The organism is Streptomyces sp. NPDC058665 (assembly GCF_042714995.1).
In the GTDB taxonomy this organism is placed as follows: Bacteria; Actinomycetota; Actinomycetes; order Streptomycetales; family Streptomycetaceae; genus Streptomyces.
This window is the reverse complement of record NZ_JBHXRX010000037.1, coordinates 60,076-78,432: the sequence shown is the minus strand read 5'-3', so window position 1 is coordinate 78,432 and position 18,357 is coordinate 60,076. Positions and strand designations below refer to the sequence as shown.

The following is an 18,357-nucleotide window of genomic DNA, read 5'->3' as shown; positions in this document are numbered from 1 at the left end:
AGGTCGAGACCGGACCAGCCACGCACCGTAGCGCTGGCGGGACGCCGTGCCCTTGTGTTCCTCTGGGAATGGAACCGACAGCCCCCGGCGAAGGAGGTGATGACGGTGAGGAACGAGGAGACGCCGGACGACGGGGCCGCAAGCCCCACGCCCAGAACCTCGGAGGACTTGGCGGACCGGGTGGAACTGCGCCGGATCCGGCTGGGGCTCTCACTGTCCGAGCTGGCGCATCGTGCGCGGATGTCGCCGTCCTACCTGCGGGAGCTGGCTCTGCTGCACGGCGACTTCGACCCCGACGGGCTGACTCGGCTGGCCAAGGCGCTGGACACGACGTCCGCCGAACTGCTCCACGGACGCGTTGATCCGCCGCCGGGTCAAGCGAGCGCCGGAGCCCATGCGGGTCTGATGCGTCTTACGGAGCGTGAGTGCTGGGACCGGCTCGATACGCACGGGGTCGGGCGCCTGGGGCTCCAAGGGGAAACCGCGCCCGTGATCGTCCCGGTCAACTTTCTCGTGGACGGCCGGAGTGTGGTGTATCGGACTCAGCCCGGAAGTGTGGCGGCGGTCGACCCGGACGCGCCACTCGCCTTCGAGGCCGACCATCTGGACGAGGCACGGGCGCGTGGCTGGAGTGTGCTGGTGACGGGGACGGCCGAGCACGTCACAGATCCCGCGACGACGGGCACCCTCGCTGACCGGGTGGGCGGGCGCCCCTGGGCGGGCGGGTCGCGGCCCCTGTGGATCCGGCTGCTGCCGGAGGAGATCACCGGCCGAGTCATCCATAGCCCCTGAACGTGGAACACGCGGTTGCTGCGAACCGACCATTGGCGAGGCAGACCGCCAGGCCCGCAACGGCAACTCCAGAGCGGCGGCTGCACGTGAAGGGCGGCGGTGGACCAGGCCGCTGTGTGAAGCGGTGCAGTAACTCTCCGAGCACGTCCTGTCCGAACACGGCTGCTACGGCTTGGCCCCGCAGGAGCGTTTCCCCGGCCCTGGGCGAAACATTCGGTCTAACCTGCCGTCTCTACGCGACCCGCGACGGGCTCGCCGGTGCCCAGCGTGGACAGCCCGTCCAGTCGGCGGCAATGTTGAAAGACCTCACTGATCCGTTTCCATCTCGGCAGCGTAGGGGAGCCGGTGCGACACCGGATGGTTCGGACGCTGGGGCCAAGGGGCTCCGCGGCGCGAGGATGATCCTCCCGCCCGCTGCCGACCTCAGCGAACTGCTCGCCGCCCTGCCTTAGAACGTCCACACCGAGACGATCCACCGGTACCGAACTTTGCCGCGTGGCCGAGGCCGCCCTCAGACCCAGGGCCGATGCACGGTGTCACGGCTGCCGCAGCCTCCCGATTGCGGTGCCGAGGTCGGTCTCGACGCCGTCGGGCTGCTGCAGGCCGTTGTCCAGCAGGCGTTGGACGAACGGCTGGTGTTCTGGGCGGCCGGCGGTGGAGAAGTACGCCTGGAGGCCAGGGACGAATTCGCTGTCCTCGGGCAGGGTGGCCACATCGACCAGTTTCTTGATTCCGGTGATGGCGACCTTGTCGAAGGCTGCGATGCGGCGCGCGAACGCGTCGGTGGAGTCTTCGATCTCGGCATCCGGAATGAGGCGGTTGACATAGCCGTACTGGGCAGCCAGGTCGGCGGGAACGTCGTCGCCGCCGAGCAGGATCTCCAGAGCGCGGCCCCGGCCGACCAGCCGTCCGAGCCGGGCCATGGGTCCGCCGCCGGGGACGGTACCGACACCCACCTCGAACTGGCCGAGGACCGCCTTCTCGGAAGCGAAGCGGATGTCGGTGGCGAGCACGAACTCGCTGCCTGCGCCGCGGGTACGGCCGCGGATCTCGGAGATCGTCACCGCCGGAAGCCTGCTGAGCCGTACGAAGTTGTCCAGATACGGGTGCAGGCCGGTTGGTCCGGGACGCATCCCCGCCACCCGGGCGTTGTCGGCCGTGAAGTCCCAGTGGGCCATGAAGTAGCCGGGCGTGTCGCTGCGGAACACGACCACGGTGAGGTGCGGGTTGGTCTCGATGCGCTCGACGAGCACGCCGAGCTGGTCAAGCGTGTCCGGGTCCAGCAGGTTGACCGGGCCGTTGTCGAACGTCACCTGCCAATAGGAGGGGGAGACTTCGACGACGTGAAACTGCTCTGCGGTCATGTCGACTCCGTTGGTCTTGGCGTGTTCGTCATGAGACGAACTGCTGCCCGCCGTCGATGTCGTACGTCGCGCCGGTCAGCGCCGTGTTGGCCATGAGGTGGATGGCCAGCGCCGCGACGTCCTCGGGTCCGACGACGCGGCCGATCGGCAGCGTCGCGCGCAGCTCGGCGCGGCGTTCCTCGATTCGGTCGCCCAGCAGCGAGGCCGAGAGCGGAGTGTCGACGAAGCTGGCGGCGATGAGGTTGACGCGTACCGGTGCGAGTTCGAGTGCGAGGGCTGCGGTGAACGGGGGCAGCGCGTTGGTGGCGGCGGAGGAGGCCCGGGACCTCGGCCGACGTGCCGTGCTCCGGTGCCGCCCATGAACACCAGGCTGCCTCCCGGCCTCACCCGGCCGACGGCGTTGCGCGCGACCTCGAACTCCAGCACTGCGTGATCGCTGAGCGCGTCCCTTACCTCTGCGGCGCTCATGTCGAGCAGCGGCCCGTAGCTCGGGCTGCCGGCCGTCACCATCACATGGTCGATCGGGCACGGCAGCCGCTGGAAGAACGTCGCCAAGGCCGCGGGGTCGGTTGCGTCGAACGCCTCGGTGCGCTGCGTGCCGAGCTCTTTGGCCGCGCGCGCCAGCCGACCGGGATTACGGCCGACAAGTACGAGCTCGGCACCCTCGCTCCGGGCACGCCTGGCCGTCTCCAGCCCGATGCCTGCGCTACCGCCGATGACAACGACGGTCTGGCCGAGCAGTTCGGGCTTGCGCGCTGGGATTGTCATGCCGTCTCCTCCTCTGCGTCCCGCCGTCGGGTGGCCGCTCGTGCCGGCAGCCGTTTCGTACGCTCCCGCACCGCGCGGCGCGCAGGCAGCTTCAGGACCTGCACTGCGCGTTTGTCATGTTGGCGTGGGCTTCGGCCGATCCTTGTCAGCGGCCCGGCAGACGGGTCTTGATCTCCTGGAGCAACCAGCCGTTGCCGTCCGGGTCGCTGAACGACACGAAGGAACCGTAGTCGGCATGCTCGGAAGCCGGTCCGTCCACGCGTCCGCGGGTCCCGGAGCGGTGGAAGACGCCCGTGATGTCGTGGAACTGCTCGCTCACGTCCACTCCACGCTCGACGAGATCCGCCCGGGCCGCGTCGATGTCGTACACGGAGAGCTGGAGGCCCTGTGCGGAGCCGTACGGGGCCGAGGTCACGCCCTCACCGAAGATGATCGAGCACAGGGAACCCGGCGGGGTGAACTGCACAACCCGGTAGCCCTCCTCGACGGCCAGGTCGGCATCCAAGCGCCAGCCAAGCGATGCGTAGAAACGCCTTGCCCGGTCGACATCGGAGACCGACAAGATCACGACTTCGAGTCGCATCTCACCGGCTTGCACCGGAGGCGTTCCGGTGCTCCCCGGGGGTCTCGTTTCCACGCTGCCCATCTCTGCCTCCAGCGGTCGGTGGCACGGTTGGCGGCCGCCCGGAACTCACGCTTCCCAGGTTCTGCAGGAGGCGCTCCCTTGTAGCCGACACGGCTCCCCGGGGCTGAGAACGGTCCCCTCACCATCAGATCCGCCCCCACCGGCCCCCGCAAGTCGGGGGCTGGAGAAGCCCCGGGGACGGGCGGTGGTGGCACTGGGGTCTGCCGCGGTTCGGGGGCCGGGAATGCGAGAAGTCCGAGACTGTGTGCGGCGTCTCGGTCACCGGCCGCATCTGGTGCGGGCCTGGCATGACCGAGCGGCCTCGGGTGGCGGACCTCGACCATGCCGATCCCCTGCCAGAGGGGGAGCTGACAGGTTGTGGCCGTGTTCTCGTTCACGGGCGAGCGCGGCGCAAGCGGTGGTTCACCATCACCGGAGGTATTCGTCGACGGGGACGGCTTGGTCGGGCGGTCCGGGACGTCGATGAGCTCAAGCAGGTCACGTTCGAGGTTGATGGCCAGGGCGGTGATGGGAACATGTATCCGGGCGGCGAGGTTGGCATCGGCCGCTTGGCGGGCCGCCCGGCGGGCTGCGGTCCTACGCCAGTAGTAGAAGCTGGAGCGGGCGACGTTGAGGATGGTGCACAGCGCTTCACGCCGAAGCGGCGCCGGTGGTCCGCGACGAACTGGAAGCGGTACACCTGCGCCTCTCCCCGGCGAAATACTTCGCCGTCTTCCGCAGGATCTCGCGCACCTCCTCCGGCTGTCGGACCTTCCTGCGCAGGGCTGAGTACTGCGCCTCCGGGGGCGTCGTCCGCATCGTCGCCTTGGTGCTAGCGGGCGAGAAATGCTCCCACGGTCTTTCCGCCGTCGGGTCGGCGGGTGACCGCGGTGGCGTGGGCGAGGCTGTTGACCATCGGCCAGCCGAAGCCTCCGCTGCCGCCGTTCAGGTCGGGGGTGCGCATGCGCGGCGTGCGCGGGCTGGTGTCGTCAACGGCCACTTCGACGGTGTCGGGGTGTGCGGTGAGGTGGAGGTTGAAGGTTCCACCGCCGTGGCGCAGGGCGTTGGTGACGAGTTCGGAGACGACCAGGACGACGGTGTCGGCGGCTTCGGTGGCGATCTCCGGCTGCCGGAGGGCTTTCAGGAAGGCCCGGGTGGCATCGCGTGCGTCGGCGACTGAGATCGCGGAACGGTCGGCTGCGGCGTTGACGCTCATCGTGTTCATCGGGTCACCCGGTCTCTGGATTGTCGATGCCGGTCCGCGCTGTGCCGCACCTTTGCCCGATAACGGCCTCCTAATCCTGTTCCTGTCCGCTTCGAGGGTGACTGCCTCACCGCCGAACACACGAAAACCTGTGTCGGCCGGAGTAGACATTGAGGCGTGGGCGTGGTTAAGGTTCTCTCGTAGCCCAGAGAGACAGCAGGGCCTGGCAGAGACGAACTGCCGGGCAGCAGTACGGAAGTTGCAGTTCGCAGGACGGTGCGGTGGTGGAGTTCCGAAGCCAGAGCGGTTGCAGGACGGCGACGGGACTGACGACCGGACCGGGTGGCCCGCGGTGATCAGGGGCCGCCACCAGCAGTACCGCAGTTGCAGTACCAGCAGTGAAGGTCAGTGGTTCCTCGGTGAAGGCGTCGGCTGCGGGCGCGCGTGCCGGGAGGTTCGGCAGTGGGGTTCTAAGCCAGAGCGGATGCAGGACGGGCGACGGGGCTGGCTGCCGGAGAGTGGCGCTTACTCAGGTCACCAGCAGAACACGCGGGAAAGCAGTACCAGCAGTAGGTAAGTGATTGATCCCAGAGGGAAAGAACGGAGGAGCCAGGCGCCATCAGGATCGCCCGGGTGGAATCAATGAGCCCGGGTACCGCAGGACATCGATAGTGAGGTGGTCTCCGGTCAAGCAACCGCGATCCCCGCATTCCCCGTCCTCTCCCGGACGGCCGTGCGGACACACAGGGCCGGCGCAGCAACAGGGCCGGCAGATGGTGTAGCAGTTCCTTCGGGGCCCGGGTGCACAGAGCACCCGGGCCCCTCCACGCGTTCCACAGGAAGGTGCAAATGACAGCAGACGACTCGTTCGGACGTCTCGACGACGACGACTACCCCGCCTACACCATGGGCCGGGCCGCCGAAATGCTCAACACCACCCAAGGCTTCCTCCGCGCCATCGGCGAAGCCCGCCTCATCACCCCACTGCGCTCCGACGGCGGCCACCGCCGCTACTCCCGCTACCAACTGCGCATCGCCGCCCGCGCCCGCGAACTCGTCGACCAGGGCACCCCCATCGAAGCCGCCTGCCGCATCGTCATCCTCGAAGACCAACTCGCAGAAGCCCAGCGCATCAACGCCGAACACCACCGCACCGACAAAACGGCGGGACGGCCCGTGGCTTGAGCGGTGCGCCCGGCGGGTCATCGCACGAGGTGTCAGCCCCCGGAGTGAGCAGCTGCGACGACCGCGATGTCGGCTACGCGCTCCACACCGAGATGGCTGGCTTCGAGATCTGGAGCCAGGCCCAACTGGTGTGCCAACTGGTCTGTGAGGGGGGGGTGGATACGTGGGCGCGGGCTCAGGGAGCATCAGCGTTCCCTGCGGGTAGCCGAGCAGAGGTGCCTGTTCGGAAGCCCTGTTCTTTCCCGCGATCGGCCGGTCTACTCGGCATCGCGTTCCGGGCCCTGCGGGTCGGAGCTCCGCACTGGCTGTACACCCCGCGCTGTCCGGCCCGGGGGAGGTAGGCGCCGGTGTGCTCCCGCCCGATTTCCTTCATACCGGCGGAGCGGCCGTACTCACCCTGATCGTGGCCGACGGTCTCCTCTGCAGCGCGGGCACAGTCACCTGTGCCCTCCAGCGCCCCGGCCCGTCACCCCACTGGCTCGGCATCCGCGAGGTTGTCCACACACCGACCGTGGCATCCTTCACCGCGCACTACATTGCCATCATCCTGGTCATCCACTGACCGCCGCTCCGGCCTGTGTCGAGACCGGCCACGGGCCGATGGATCGACGCAGGCCGGGACGGTGCCGTGGGATTAGCAGTGCCTCCGAGCCTTGAACAGCGCTCGCTTTTCCTGAAACGCTACTCTCCAGGAAAGGTGAAATCTATAACCGCCAGATGAGGGTTTAACGTGCAGTGCGAGGAGTGTTCTTAAGGCAACCAGCGGAGCGAAGTTATTCAGCGTACACGGGGCACTGCCTCATGCTATTGTCGATCCCAGTTGCAGTTGTGGTTCCCAAAACTTTAAGCTTCTTCTTGGGCATTTTCGGCCGACGGAAGCTTCATTGCATTTCCGGTTGCACTCCGGGCGGGGCATCATCGCGGCGACCTGGCATCCGTACATTACGGGTCCCGGCGTACTGCCCCTAGAGGAGATATGACATGGCGTCAGGTACTGTGAAGTGGTTCAACGCGGCCAAGGGTTTCGGTTTCATCGAGCAGGACGATGGCGGCGCTGACGTGTTCGCCCACTTCTCGAACATCGCCGCCGAGGGCTTCCGTGAGCTGCTCGAAGGTCAGAAGGTCACCTTCGACATCGCGACGAGCCAGAAGGGCCCGACGGCCGAGAACATCGTTCCCGCCTGACGCGGACTTCGTAGCTGGGGCCCACACCCGAGGGGTGGGCCCCAGCTACGGGCATTTCCCACAGCGGTGTCACCTGTGGGGCAATGCCGCCTGAGGCCCCATCCTCAGGGAGGCGCGGCTTTCGAATCCGCATCGGTCGACGTCCGGGATTTCACGTCCGCACAACGTCACCTATTTCACCGCTTGCGTCCCGCACCGGATTCACCGCAAGCACGCATTTTCCCTTTTCGCATTCCACTCGGTTCGTTCTTGTGATTCCCCGCGCCTTTCTTCACTGCGGGAATTCCTTGATACGCGCCGTATCAAGGAAGGTTCTCAATGAACCCCACACGTACGAACAGCCGTTCCTCCCGACCCCGTCGGACCGAGGGCCCCCCATTCGGGTCCAGCGCCGGGTCGAGGCGGGGCGCCCGCTTCGGCTCGCCCGCCCCGACCCGTTCCGCCGGGCCGGGCCGCTCGGGCGGCCACGGCCGACGGCCCGCAGCGGTCCAGGGCGAGTTCGCCCTGCCGAAGACGATCACTCCCGCGCTGCCCGCCGTCGAGGCGTTCGCCGACCTCGACATGCCCGAGCAGCTGCTGGCCACACTGACCGCGCAAGGCGTTAGTGTCCCGTTCCCGATCCAGGGTGCGACCCTGCCCAACACCCTCGCGGGCCGCGACGCCCTGGGACGCGGGCGCACCGGTTCCGGCAAGACCCTCGCCTTCGGCCTGGCCCTGCTCGCCCGCACCGCCGGTCAGCGCGCCGAGCCCCGCCAGCCGCTGGCCCTGGTCCTCGTGCCGACGCGTGAGCTAGCACAGCAAGTGACCGACGCGCTCGCTCCCTACGCCCGCTCGGTGAGGCTGCGTCTGGCCACCGTGGTCGGCGGAATGTCGATCGGCAGGCAGGTCAGCGCACTGCGCGGTGGTGCCGAGGTCGTCGTGGCGACGCCGGGCCGGCTCAAGGACCTCATCGACCGCGGCGACTGCCGACTGAACCAGGTCGCGATCACCGTCCTGGACGAGGCCGACCAGATGGCCGACATGGGCTTCATGCCCCAGGTCACCGCACTCCTCGACCAGGTACGCCCCGAGGGGCAGCGGATGCTGTTCTCCGCCACCCTCGACCGCAACGTCGACCTCCTGGTCCGCCGCTACCTCACCGACCCCGTCGTCCACTCCGTCGACCCGTCCGCGGGCGCGGTCACCACGATGGAGCATCACGTGCTGCACGTCCACGGCGCTGACAAGCACCGCACGACCACCGAGATCGCGGCCCGTGAAGGCAGGGTGATCATGTTCCTGGACACCAAGCACGCCGTCGACCGGCTGACACAAGACCTGCTGAACAGCGGGGTGCGGGCCGCCGCCCTGCACGGCGGGAAGTCACAGCCGCAGCGCACCCGGACACTGGCCCAGTTCAAGACCGGGCACGTCACCGTACTCGTGGCCACGAACGTCGCCGCCCGCGGCATCCACGTCGACGACCTCGACCTCGTCGTCAACATCGACCCGCCGACCGACCACAAGGACTACCTCCACCGCGGCGGCCGAACCGCACGGGCCGGGGAATCCGGCAGCGTCGTCACCCTGGTCACCCCCAGCCAGCGCCGGGACATGACGCGCCTCATGGCAGCGGCCGGCATCGTGCCCCAGACCACCCAGGTCCGCTCCGGCGAAGAGGCGCTCAACCGGATCACCGGCGCCCAGGCCCCCTCCGGCATTCCCGTGACGATCACCGCGCCGGTGGCCGAGCGGCGTCAGCGCAGTACCTCCTCACGCGGCCGGCGCAGCCCCGCTTCGGCCGCCCGGCGCATGACAGCGCGCCAGACCTCCTTCGACGCGGCGGCCTAGAACCCGTGATCAGGAAACTGACCCACCAATGCAGGAGGCACCTTTTGACGCTGGTTCAGATGCAGCCCCGACCGGCGAGCGCCGCCCCCGGACACAGGACGGCGGCCGACGCCATGGACATCGGCGGACCGCAGGTCTGCGACGACATGACCGTCGAGGTCGCCCTGTCCGTCATGGCCGGCGCCCGTACCGCGCATCTGCTTGTCTGCGACGACAGTGGCCTGTGCACCGGACTTCTCACCCAGGCCCAGCTCACCGCGGCCCGTGACAGCTCCGCGTACACGGACAGGATCCAGCTGAGAGACATCCTCGGCGACCGCGGGCCTTTCATCTCGCCTGTGACCACCATGGCCGAGGCCGAGCACACGATGCGCTACAGCCAGGTCGACGCCCTGCCTGTGGTCGACGAACACGGCAGCGCCTTGGGCGTCCTCGCCCTTGCCAGCTGAACCGCCTCAACCGCGGCAGAACCAACCCCCCTTCGGCCCTTTCCCTGTGAGGCATCATGCGCTGTGTCATCGCCCGCTTCCCGTTCGACCTCACCAAAAGCGGCGTCCTGGAGTCGATGAAGGGCGTCAAGCCCGAGCAGACTTCCGGCGAATCCGTGATCATCGGCCGCCGTACCTACCCCGTCAAGCAGGTCGGACAGGTCGTCACACGTCAGGACCGCCGCGACTTCAGTGCCGGTGAAGTCCTGCGGGCCATGACCCGGCTCGGCTTCACCTGCCGCGGGCTAACCCCGGCCACCACGCCCACGCGCGTTCTCAACCCGATGCAACAGGCTTCCGCGATGCTCGGCGCCCCTGCGACAGCCTGACCGACAGGCAGGCACATCACCAGCAAAGCAGCGGTGAGGGTCCGACCGGAAAACGCCGGTCGGACCTCACCCCGTACCGAGGCACTCTCGGCGCGAGACGAAGTCAGTGGTCGGAGTAGCTGAAGTCGCCCATGGTCCAGGCACTGACGTCCTCGATCGCCACCCGGTACATCCCACCCGTCTCCGGGATCCCTACCGAACCCTGCAGAATCCGCGCCACATGGAAATGAAGATGCGTGGGCCGCCCCTCCCCCTGCGTCGCAGCGGTGAACACGGCGGAGAAATCGCTCAGGCGGGCCGAGTCCGCCAGAACCTCCGACACCCGCTGCCTCCACACGGCCTCGGGAGCCAACCGACCCGTGATGACAGCACCACCAGCGACCACGGTCAGAGACATCTGATTGCTGCGCCCGGACTCCACCAGAGCGGCAACGTCAACAAGTAGCTCGTCAAGCTTCGACATGAGTGGCGATTGTAATCACCAGCCGTTCGACCAGCTCAAGCACTGGTACACGAATAATGCAAGACCTACCCGAGCCGACGACGACGCCACAGGTCCCTGCGTGCCCTCATCGCTCAGCTAACCCCCGCGCATACGTGCAGCTCCAGGGGAAGGGACGGGGCCGGGCCAAGAGCGAATCCCGTAAGCCACAGCCCCCGGCGAGCATCCGGAAAGGGTGGTTGGCCCAGACACGTTCTTTCCGTTGGTTGTGCGTTTCAGTCCCGCGCGGCCCACTGCTGTAGCGAATGCTTCGACCGGTCTCGCCGGTGGGGCACTCCGTTGTTTCCGAACTCGTTTGCCTGGGCTGGTGATTCGACAGGATGAGCGGCGGCGAGCGTCGCATCCTCTGTGGCTTCATGCGGACCAGACTGCGCAGCGCCGGGTGGCGTGGGCCAAGTTGGATCCGGCGGTCGTCACGCTCGGGCTACGGGGATTCCGTGGGCGCGTAGTTCGAGCCGAACGGCAAGGGGCGAATGCCCCAATGAACCACTCCTCGGATACGGCTTGTGGTTTCCTGTCATCCGGTCGCGAGGATCCGAGTGCGGGGGTGGAGCCGATGTCGTTGACATCCCAACTACAGGGCGGGGAGATCGGCCGCTGGTGTGCGCGCCATTTGACCGGTACGGCGGAGGTCGCCGCGCTGCTGCCGAAAGCGGTGCGAGGGCGGCGGGTGGTGTTCCCCCGCGGTCAGGTCGACGGCCGGCACTGGGCAGCGGTCGGCGGCGCGTTCGGCGCACGCCTGGCCACTCTTGTGCAGCCCGCTCCGCCGTACTACGCACTGCACGGACTCGTGGCGGCCGGACTCGCCCGCCGGGAGTGGGCGGACGAGCAGGCGGTCCGCTATCCGACGCACGCCCGGCTCGGCGCATCGCGGCGAGGGAAGGCACTGGACGTGCGGCCGACCGTCACGGGTTGGCTGGACCTAGTGCCCGAGGCGGGAGCCTCGACGCAACGCAGCGAACTGCGAGCAGTCATCAGCGACCACGTGGGCACCCGGTTCGGGTCGGACCGCGCTCTGCCCGCCGAACCGGTACTGGCCGACTTCCTGGAGCGGACCCGGGCCTACGCCGAGCGGCACGCCCCACCCGGTCAGCTCGGCACCCCGGGCGCCGAGGCCGGACTCGCCCGAAGCTGCTGGCTGTTGGAGATGTTTGAGAGCGTCTACCGCTCCGGGGCGGTGGACGAGTCGATGCACCAGGTCTTCCGGCCCGGCGTCCCCACGGTCGAGATGATGCGGGCGACCGCGAGTGATCCGGTGGTCGAGGAGTTGGCGCGGCTGGCAGAGCAGACACAAAGTTACGGCGCCCTGGCCGAGTTACGCCGGCTCGCCGGAAGCCCCGCCCCTGGCCAGCCGTTGGGCATAGCGGGCCCGGTCCTCGTCAACCACTGGGCCGATGGCGACCTGCTGATATCCGGCCCCGACGGCGCCACTCTGATCGACGTCAAGACAGTGGTCAAGACCGACCGCCCGGACCGCTCCTCCCGCTGGCTGTGGCAACTCCTCTGCTATGCCTGGCTCGACACCACCGACCGCTACCGCATCCGCAACGTCGCCTTCTACTTCGCCCGCCACGGCGTCCTCGTCACCTGGCCCCTTACCGAATTCACCAGTCTGCTCCTAAGCGGCGCAGACCCACACGAAGCCCGCACCGAATTCCTTACCGCTGCGACCAAAGCCATGACGAGCGAAGGAGCCCGACCGCCGACTGCGCACGCTGACCTGCCGCCGACGTAAGCCACGTGCGAGATGCAGTTCAGCCGTCCGGCCCTCCCCCGTGTCACCAAGCCGTACTTCGCGGACGTCAGGGTCGTCAGTCACGATCAGTTGAACGTGGGCTGGAGCCCCTCCTAGGCCCGCGCTGCCCGGCGACTAAGTCCAAGAAGGCGAAACCTTATGAAGCGACTGCTTGGATGATGCGATCATTCGCGCAAGCACACCGTTCTGCGGCCCCGAACGTGACGTCCTTCGTCGTGCCGGCGGAGGTCGCCCGTGCCGCCTTCGTATCCGTCCATTAACAAGCCAGCTTCCGCGATCGAACAGGGTCCGGGGTGAGCGCGTCCCCAAGACCATCCGTGCCAGTTGGACGCCCTGGCGGGACAGGGCCATCGAGCCCGCTATCCGCGAAGCCTTGTGGCGACTGGGCTCCGACGAAGGACAACTGCCTGCGGGCACCAGCGCGATCGGCGGCTACCGGACCCCGCACCAACGACCCGGAGATCGACATCGTCGGCGCCGACCGCGCCCCCATCGCCAAGAAGATCACCCTCGTGGGTCCGGTCAAGTGGCTGGAGAAGAAGCCCTTCGACAACCGCGACCTCGTCCGCTTCTCACCCATCGCTCCCAGCTGTCCGGCGCCGATGACACCACCCTGCTCGCCGTCACCCGCAATGGCTCCACCGCCGACGCCCCGCTCTCACCCCCGAGGACCTCCATGACGCCTGGACCTGAACCTGCGACCGGCCGTGCCATTACGTGCCAGTCGGAGCGGTAAAGAGCGGTCATCACAGGTGCCGATACGACACTCGGATCCGGGAAGCATCAGCCTGTTCCCGCAGGTCAGGTCACATATCGATGCCCGAGCGCCGGGTGATTCCCAAGCTCAGAGCGCGAGTTCGATTCTCGTCACCCGCTCCACGCAAAGCCCTCAGGTCATGACCTGGGGGCTTCTTTGTTGCGGCCACTGCCGCAGAGTTGCGGGACCTGACTGAGCGACTGATGGGGCTCGCAGATCCCGAACTCCGGGACGGGTACCACGGGCAGCTCCGGGCTCTCACTTGCGCATGTTTCCAACGCGCCGGCATCCGGTGTCACCGGATCACAACCACGGACAGAGGCAGCTACGCACAGGGAGCAGCCGGGTCCTGTTCCGGTGGAACTTAAGCGCTTAGGCTACGCTGGAATCCACTTGACTCGGCGAAGAGGAGTCCGCATGCGCACGACGTCTGACCTGGCAGGGCGTTGGACATGGACAGTCGTTGCTGACGGTCGGACTTCGGTGCCAGAAGCGGCCATCCCACTCATCGGCCAGGACATCGATGCGCAGGTTCCGGGAGCGATCCACCTCGACCTGCTGGCAGCGGACCTCATCCCCGACCCCTTCGTCGACCAGAACGAGGACGAAGTCTCGTGGGTGTCGAGATGCGACTGGGGACTCAGCCGCACGTTCGCCGCCGCCGTTGGCGCAGAGCGGATCGACCTCGTCCTCGATGGTGTCGACACCGTCGCATCCGTCGCAGTCAACGGGCGGACGGTCGGAAGCACCCGGAACATGCATCGTTCCTACCGGTTCGACATAGCGGCGGTCGCGGCCGAGACGAATGTCGTCGATGTCCGATTCACGTCCGCGTACACGGAGGCGGAGCAATGGGAGCGCGCGCTCGGAGCGCGGCCCAGCGCCTACCCACAGCCCTTCGCGTTCATCCGGAAGATGGCGGGCAGCTTTGGCTGGGACTGGGGACCGACCCTCCCAGGTTGCGGACTGTGGCGCGACGTCAAGGTGGAGACGTGGAGCACCGCGCGGATCGCCGCTGTCCGTCCCCTGGTCGACTTGTTCGACGACACCGGCATCCTCACCGCCCACATCGACCTCGAGCGAACCGCCTCGGGGGCAACACTCCCGTTCCACCTGGAGGTTGAGATCGCCGGGCAGGCTGTCCACGCCGAGGTCCAGCCGGGCGAGGACTCCGCGACCGTCGTCGTCGCCGTTCCCGACGTGCGACGGTGGTACCCGCGCGGACTCGGCGAACCACACCTGTATCCGGTCGATGTCTCGCTCTGGTTCGGGAAGGAGCAGCTCGACGAGTACCACACACGGGTCGGCTTCCGGAGTGTCGCCGTCGACCGGGCACCCGACGCTCACGGCACCCCGTTCGTCGTCACGGTGGACGAGCGCCCTCTGTTCGTCAAGGGCGTGAACTGGATCCCCGAGAGCGTCTTCCCCGGAGCGGTCACCGCCGACCGCGTCCGGACCCGTCTGGAACAGGCCGCCGACGCGAACGTGAACCTCGTCCGCGTATGGGGCGGAGGGGTCTACGAGAGCGACGCGTTCTACAGAGCGTGCGACGAGCTCGGCCTGCTCGTGTGGCAGGACTTCCTCTTCGCGTGCGCCGCCTACCCCGAGGAGGAGCCGATCCGCTCCGAGGTGCTCGCCGAGGCCCGCGAGAACATCGTGCGGCTCAGCTCTCATCCCAGCCTTGCCATCTGGAACGGGAACAACGAGAACCTCTGGATGCGCCTCGACAAGGACTGGGCGGCGCAGCCAGGAGGTGAGCTCACCTGGGGCGAGCGGTACTACCTTGAGTGGCTTCCGGACCTCGTTCGCGAACTCGACCCCACCCGTCCTTACACGGAGGGGAGCCCCTGGTCGGGCAGTTGGGCGCACGACCCGAACGACACCGACCACCAGACGTTCCATTCCTGGGACGCCTGGAACGAGTACGACTACGCGGTCTACCGGGACAGCTCTCCGCGCTTCGTGTCCGAGTTCGGTTGGCAGGGCGCAGCGGCTTGGAGAACACTCCGAGATGCGATCACCGACCGCGAGCTGCGCATCGACGCCGAGAACGTGCGCCACCATCAGAAGGCCATTGACGGACACGCAAAGCTTGCGCGCAACCTCGCCCGGCACCTCCCGCCGACGGAGGACTTCGACCGGTGGCACCTGCAGACGCAGTGGATGCAGGTCGAGGCGGTCCGCACCGGGGTGCTGCACTGGCGCGCGAGCTGGCCGCGGACCACGGGCACTGTCGTGTGGCAGCTCAACGACCTCTGGCCTGTCACGTCGTGGTCGGCGATCGACAGCGCCGGCCGCTGCAAGCCGCTCTACTTCGCCCTGCGCGACATGTACGCGCCGCGGGTCGTGACCATCGAGCCACGTGACGGCGCACTGGAGCTCTGCGTCATCAACGACGACGACGAGACGTGGGACACGATGGCGCACCTCGCTCGGCGGCGCCTCGACGGCGTGCCCGCCGCGGAGCGATCGCACCCGCTCTCGGTTCCTCCGCGTTCGGTGACCCGCGTCATGCTGCCGTCGGCTGTCGCCGAGTCGTCGGATCCAGGCTCCGAGTTCATCATCGCGACGGTCGACGACGAGCGGGCCTTCTGGCACTTCGCTTCGCCGAGGGACGCACGGCTCAACGGAACGCCGCTGGAGGTCACGGTCACCGCCGTCACCGGTGGGCTGGACATCGGTGTCCGCTCGCATCACCTCGCGCGCGATGTGCTCGTCCAGCCGGACCGGATCCATCCCGAGGCGACGGTCGACCGTGGCTTCACCACCGTGCTGCCGGGGGAGACGGAGATCTTCCGTGTCCGCGCGCCGGAGCCGCTCGATGCCGCCTCGCCGCGGGCGGCGTTCGTCGTTGCCTCGCTGAGGGATACCATCGGCTCCGACTGACGGGAGCTGGCATCGGTGATGACGAGCGCTCCGCAGACCCGGCGGGTCACCATCGCGGACGTCGCGCGGGAGGCGCAGACGTCGACCGCGAGCGTCTCCTATGCTCTGAACGGCCGGTCCGGTGTGTCTTCGGCCACGCGCGAACGGGTTCTCGAGGTGGCGGCCCGGCTCGGCTGGGCGCCGGCGAGCGCCGCCCGCACGCTGGCGGGTGCAGGCGCGGACACGATCGGTCTGGTGCTCGCCAAGGACCCTCGTGATCTCTCCGTCGAGCCGTTCTACATGCAGTTCATCGCCGGCGTGGAGGCGACGCTCGCGTCTCGCTCGATGGGACTCCTGCTCGAACTCGCGCCCGACGCGGACGCCGAGGCCGAGGCGATCCGGCGATGGCACATGTCGCGTCGTGTCGACGGCGTCCTGCTCACCGATCTGATCCCGGACGATCCGCGGATCTCCGTCGCGGCGGAGGGTGGCATCCCCGCGGTCGTCGTCGGCGACCCGAGCGTCGCGGCCGGACTGACGACGGTGTGGACGAACGACGCCGAGGCGATGCAGCAGGCAGTCGAGCATCTCGCGGCCCTCGGCCATCGACGCATCACCCGTGTTGCGGCCCCCCGCCGCTATGCGTACACGGCCATCCGCGACGACGCGTTCGAGCACGCCGCTCGCGCTGCGGGCATCGAACACGACATCGTGCGCACCGACCTCTCACAGGATTCCGGTGCGGCGGCCGCGCACACCGTGCTGTCGTCGCCCAGGGCGCCGACGGGTCTGTTGTTCGACAACGACGTCATGGCGGTCGCAGCGCTGACCACCGCACACGAACTGGGTCTCTCGGTCCCCAGCGACGTCTCCGTCATCGCGTGGGACGACTCGCTGCTCTGCCGCCTCGTGACACCGGGGCTGACGGCGCTCGGCCACGATGTCGTCGCCCTCGGCGCCCATGCCGCACGCCGGCTTCTCGACGTCATCGACGGTGCGGACCCGTCCACTCATCAGGACGCGACCCCAACGCTTCAGGTCAGAGCCTCGACCGGTCGCGCTCCGGACGAGGTCTGACCTTCGCGACGGTCTACCAGCGGAGCGCGGGATCCCACCGCAACTGCACACCTCCGCGTTCGAGGTCGCGCTGGAAGTCGCCGAGCCGGTGCGCATGGGAGCGCACCGCGGACGGCTCGAGGCCGTGGTCGAGGCAGTATGAGGCGAGGGCTCCCACAGCCTCGCCGATGGACCACTCGACGGGCTGGAGCCGGTAACTGCCGTTCGAGATGTGCGTGGTGCCGATGTTCTTCGCGGCGGGGAGAAGGTTCCGTACGCGCTGCGGCAGGAGGGCACCGAGCGGGATCTCGAACGGCTCCGGCAGGCCGCCGCCGCCCGCGCTGCCACCGGTCGTGGCGTGCCGGTCGATCCAGTAGTAGTGACCGACGCCCACGGTGTCCGGATAGCGCTCGGCGCCCCGGCCGTCGCGGAGGTCCCGGTCGAAGTCCTGCTCAAGGATCGTGCGCTCCGCCCGGATGCGGCGTGACTCCCGGAAGTACGGCATCATGGCGAAACCGTCCGACGTCCCCGTGACGCGCGGCGCGAGGCGGAGTCCGGGCCAGCCGACGCCGCCGTCGGGTCGCGGAGCCTCCGTCTGAAGCCAGTAGAGCAGCGACCGGCTCAGCGCCTTCGATCGATCCCAGTGGACCGCCGCGTCGTCGCTGCCGAACACCGTACCGCCGGCGTAGTCGTTCATCGGCCAGTTCACGATGACGATGTCACTCTCGTACGCGCCGTCCTCGAACTGGCGCCGTGCTGCGACGCGGCGGTAGTTCCACAGCTCGGGGGCTTCGCCCATGTTGCGGTGGTCCACGTCGATGGCGAACGGGTCGTCGTCGTCGTTCACGCGCAGCGTGTACTCCCTGGCGATCGATCCGTCATGGGCGGCACGGCGGAACCCGAGTATCTTCTCGCCGTCGAGCTGCGGCGGTCGCCACTCGCGGAAGAAGCCGTAGTCGTCGGGTCGGTCGATGGTGTGGTCCTGGCCGACGAGGTGCTCGACCGCGAAGCACCAGGTGACGCTCTGCATGTCGAGGGGATCGCCGGTCTCCGGTGCGCCTGGCTCGCCGGTCTCGCCACGGGCCTCGCGGCCGGTGACGAACTCGACTCCGCCGAGTTCCAGGAGGTCGCCGAGCTCGGTCGCGTCCAGCACGAACGGCGCGGAGAGGTCCCACACATCTCCCGCGCGGTCGCGCACCGTCACCGCGGTAACGCGGTCACCGTCGGTGTGGACAGCGACGGGCGACGTCTCGAGCATGAGCGTGAGTCGTCCGGACGCTTCGTACGGGCGCAGCATGCTGTGGATCACCGCGAGGATGACCTTCGGCTCGACGCTGAGCGGACTGACCCATGCCGCGCCGGGGTTAAGGTGCTGGTCGCTTCTCGCGGCTGCGGTGAGCGGATAGTACGTCCGGTAGTGCTCACGGACGAGCTCGCGGAACTGGGCGTAGCTGCGGTTGCGGCCGGTTGTCTCGATGCGTCGGTGCTCGTCGCTGGGCACCAGTTGAGCCGTCAACTGCCCTCCCAGCCAAGGCGTCTGCTCGGTCATGATCACCGATCTGCCGCGGCGCAATGCCGCGAGAGCGGCGGAGACGCCACCGACGCCACCACCGACGATGAGAAGGTCAGCTTGCTGTCGTGTCACGGGAGA

The 18,357-nt window shown here is 68.1% G+C and carries 15 protein-coding genes and 1 pseudogene; 10 read left to right on the top strand and 6 right to left on the bottom strand.

From position 1 onward, the window contains the following. The first annotated feature begins 99 nt into the window (after positions 1-99). Positions 100-792 carry a pyridoxamine 5'-phosphate oxidase family protein gene (locus ACFWV8_RS23885; RefSeq protein WP_384206298.1) on the top strand — a complete coding sequence of 231 codons (693 nt, stop codon included), beginning with the start codon at positions 100-102 and terminating at the stop codon, positions 790-792. A gap of 536 nt (positions 793-1,328) precedes the next feature. Here the strand turns inward: ACFWV8_RS23885 and ACFWV8_RS23880 are convergent. The 4 genes and pseudogenes from ACFWV8_RS23880 to ACFWV8_RS23865 all read right to left on the bottom strand — a co-directional run bounded on the left by ACFWV8_RS23880 (position 1,329) and on the right by ACFWV8_RS23865 (position 4,774). Continuing rightward, positions 1,329-2,156 carry an enoyl-CoA hydratase/isomerase family protein gene (locus ACFWV8_RS23880; protein WP_384206293.1) on the bottom strand — a complete coding sequence of 276 codons (828 nt, stop codon included), beginning with the start codon at positions 2,154-2,156 and terminating at the stop codon, positions 1,329-1,331. A gap of 28 nt (positions 2,157-2,184) precedes the next feature. Continuing rightward, positions 2,185-2,924: pseudogene (locus tag ACFWV8_RS23875) on the bottom strand (SDR family oxidoreductase). 145 nt (positions 2,925-3,069) lie between these two features. Then, positions 3,070-3,507, bottom strand: coding sequence for a VOC family protein (locus tag ACFWV8_RS23870; protein WP_384206288.1), 438 nt, complete (start codon positions 3,505-3,507; stop codon positions 3,070-3,072). Between the two features lie 874 nt (positions 3,508-4,381). Then, positions 4,382-4,774 carry an ATP-binding protein gene (locus tag ACFWV8_RS23865; RefSeq protein ID WP_384206280.1) on the bottom strand — a complete coding sequence of 131 codons (393 nt, stop codon included), beginning with the start codon at positions 4,772-4,774 and terminating at the stop codon, positions 4,382-4,384. Positions 4,775-5,602: 828 nt separating this feature from the next. Here ACFWV8_RS23865 and ACFWV8_RS23860 point away from each other — a divergent pair. The 6 genes from ACFWV8_RS23860 (at position 5,603) to ACFWV8_RS23835 (ending at position 9,770) form a co-directional block, all read left to right on the top strand. Further along, positions 5,603-5,938 carry a MerR family transcriptional regulator gene (locus ACFWV8_RS23860; protein ID WP_384206273.1) on the top strand — a complete coding sequence of 112 codons (336 nt, stop codon included), beginning with the start codon at positions 5,603-5,605 and terminating at the stop codon, positions 5,936-5,938. Positions 5,939-6,287: 349 nt separating this feature from the next. Beyond that, positions 6,288-6,500 carry a hypothetical protein gene (locus ACFWV8_RS23855; RefSeq protein ID WP_384206265.1) on the top strand — a complete coding sequence of 71 codons (213 nt, stop codon included), beginning with the start codon at positions 6,288-6,290 and terminating at the stop codon, positions 6,498-6,500. 419 nt (positions 6,501-6,919) lie between these two features. Beyond that, positions 6,920-7,123, top strand: coding sequence for a cold-shock protein (locus tag ACFWV8_RS23850; protein WP_384206258.1), 204 nt, complete (start codon positions 6,920-6,922; stop codon positions 7,121-7,123). Between the two features lie 318 nt (positions 7,124-7,441). Then, on the top strand, positions 7,442-8,953 hold the full coding sequence (locus tag ACFWV8_RS23845; protein ID WP_384206250.1) for a DEAD/DEAH box helicase: 1,512 nt from the start codon (positions 7,442-7,444) through the stop codon (positions 8,951-8,953). Positions 8,954-8,997: 44 nt separating this feature from the next. Beyond that, a complete protein-coding gene (locus ACFWV8_RS23840) occupies positions 8,998-9,402 on the top strand; it encodes a CBS domain-containing protein (protein WP_384206242.1) in 405 nt (134 codons plus the stop codon). Positions 9,403-9,458: 56 nt separating this feature from the next. Next, entirely contained in the window at positions 9,459-9,770 is a 312-nt protein-coding gene (locus ACFWV8_RS23835) for an SCO5918 family protein (RefSeq protein WP_384206235.1), read from the top strand. Positions 9,771-9,873: 103 nt separating this feature from the next. Here ACFWV8_RS23835 and ACFWV8_RS23830 read toward each other — a convergent pair whose 3' ends face one another. Further along, on the bottom strand, positions 9,874-10,233 hold the full coding sequence (locus tag ACFWV8_RS23830; RefSeq protein WP_384206229.1) for a hypothetical protein: 360 nt from the start codon (positions 10,231-10,233) through the stop codon (positions 9,874-9,876). 595 nt (positions 10,234-10,828) lie between these two features. On the opposite strand from ACFWV8_RS23830, the gene ACFWV8_RS23825 reads away from it, so the two are divergent. The 3 genes from ACFWV8_RS23825 to ACFWV8_RS23815 all read left to right on the top strand — a co-directional run bounded on the left by ACFWV8_RS23825 (position 10,829) and on the right by ACFWV8_RS23815 (position 16,727). Beyond that, the gene (locus tag ACFWV8_RS23825) at positions 10,829-12,007 is read left to right on the top strand and encodes a hypothetical protein (RefSeq protein ID WP_384206223.1); all 1,179 of its coding nucleotides are present in this window, start codon (positions 10,829-10,831) and stop codon (positions 12,005-12,007) included. Positions 12,008-13,202: 1,195 nt separating this feature from the next. Then, a complete protein-coding gene (locus tag ACFWV8_RS23820) occupies positions 13,203-15,671 on the top strand; it encodes a glycoside hydrolase family 2 protein (protein WP_384206217.1) in 2,469 nt (822 codons plus the stop codon). Positions 15,672-15,689: 18 nt separating this feature from the next. Beyond that, a complete protein-coding gene (locus ACFWV8_RS23815) occupies positions 15,690-16,727 on the top strand; it encodes a LacI family DNA-binding transcriptional regulator (RefSeq protein ID WP_384206209.1) in 1,038 nt (345 codons plus the stop codon). 13 nt (positions 16,728-16,740) lie between these two features. Here ACFWV8_RS23815 and ACFWV8_RS23810 read toward each other — a convergent pair whose 3' ends face one another. Continuing rightward, entirely contained in the window at positions 16,741-18,351 is a 1,611-nt protein-coding gene (locus tag ACFWV8_RS23810) for an FAD-dependent oxidoreductase (RefSeq protein ID WP_384206203.1), read from the bottom strand. Positions 18,352-18,357 lie beyond the last annotated feature (6 nt).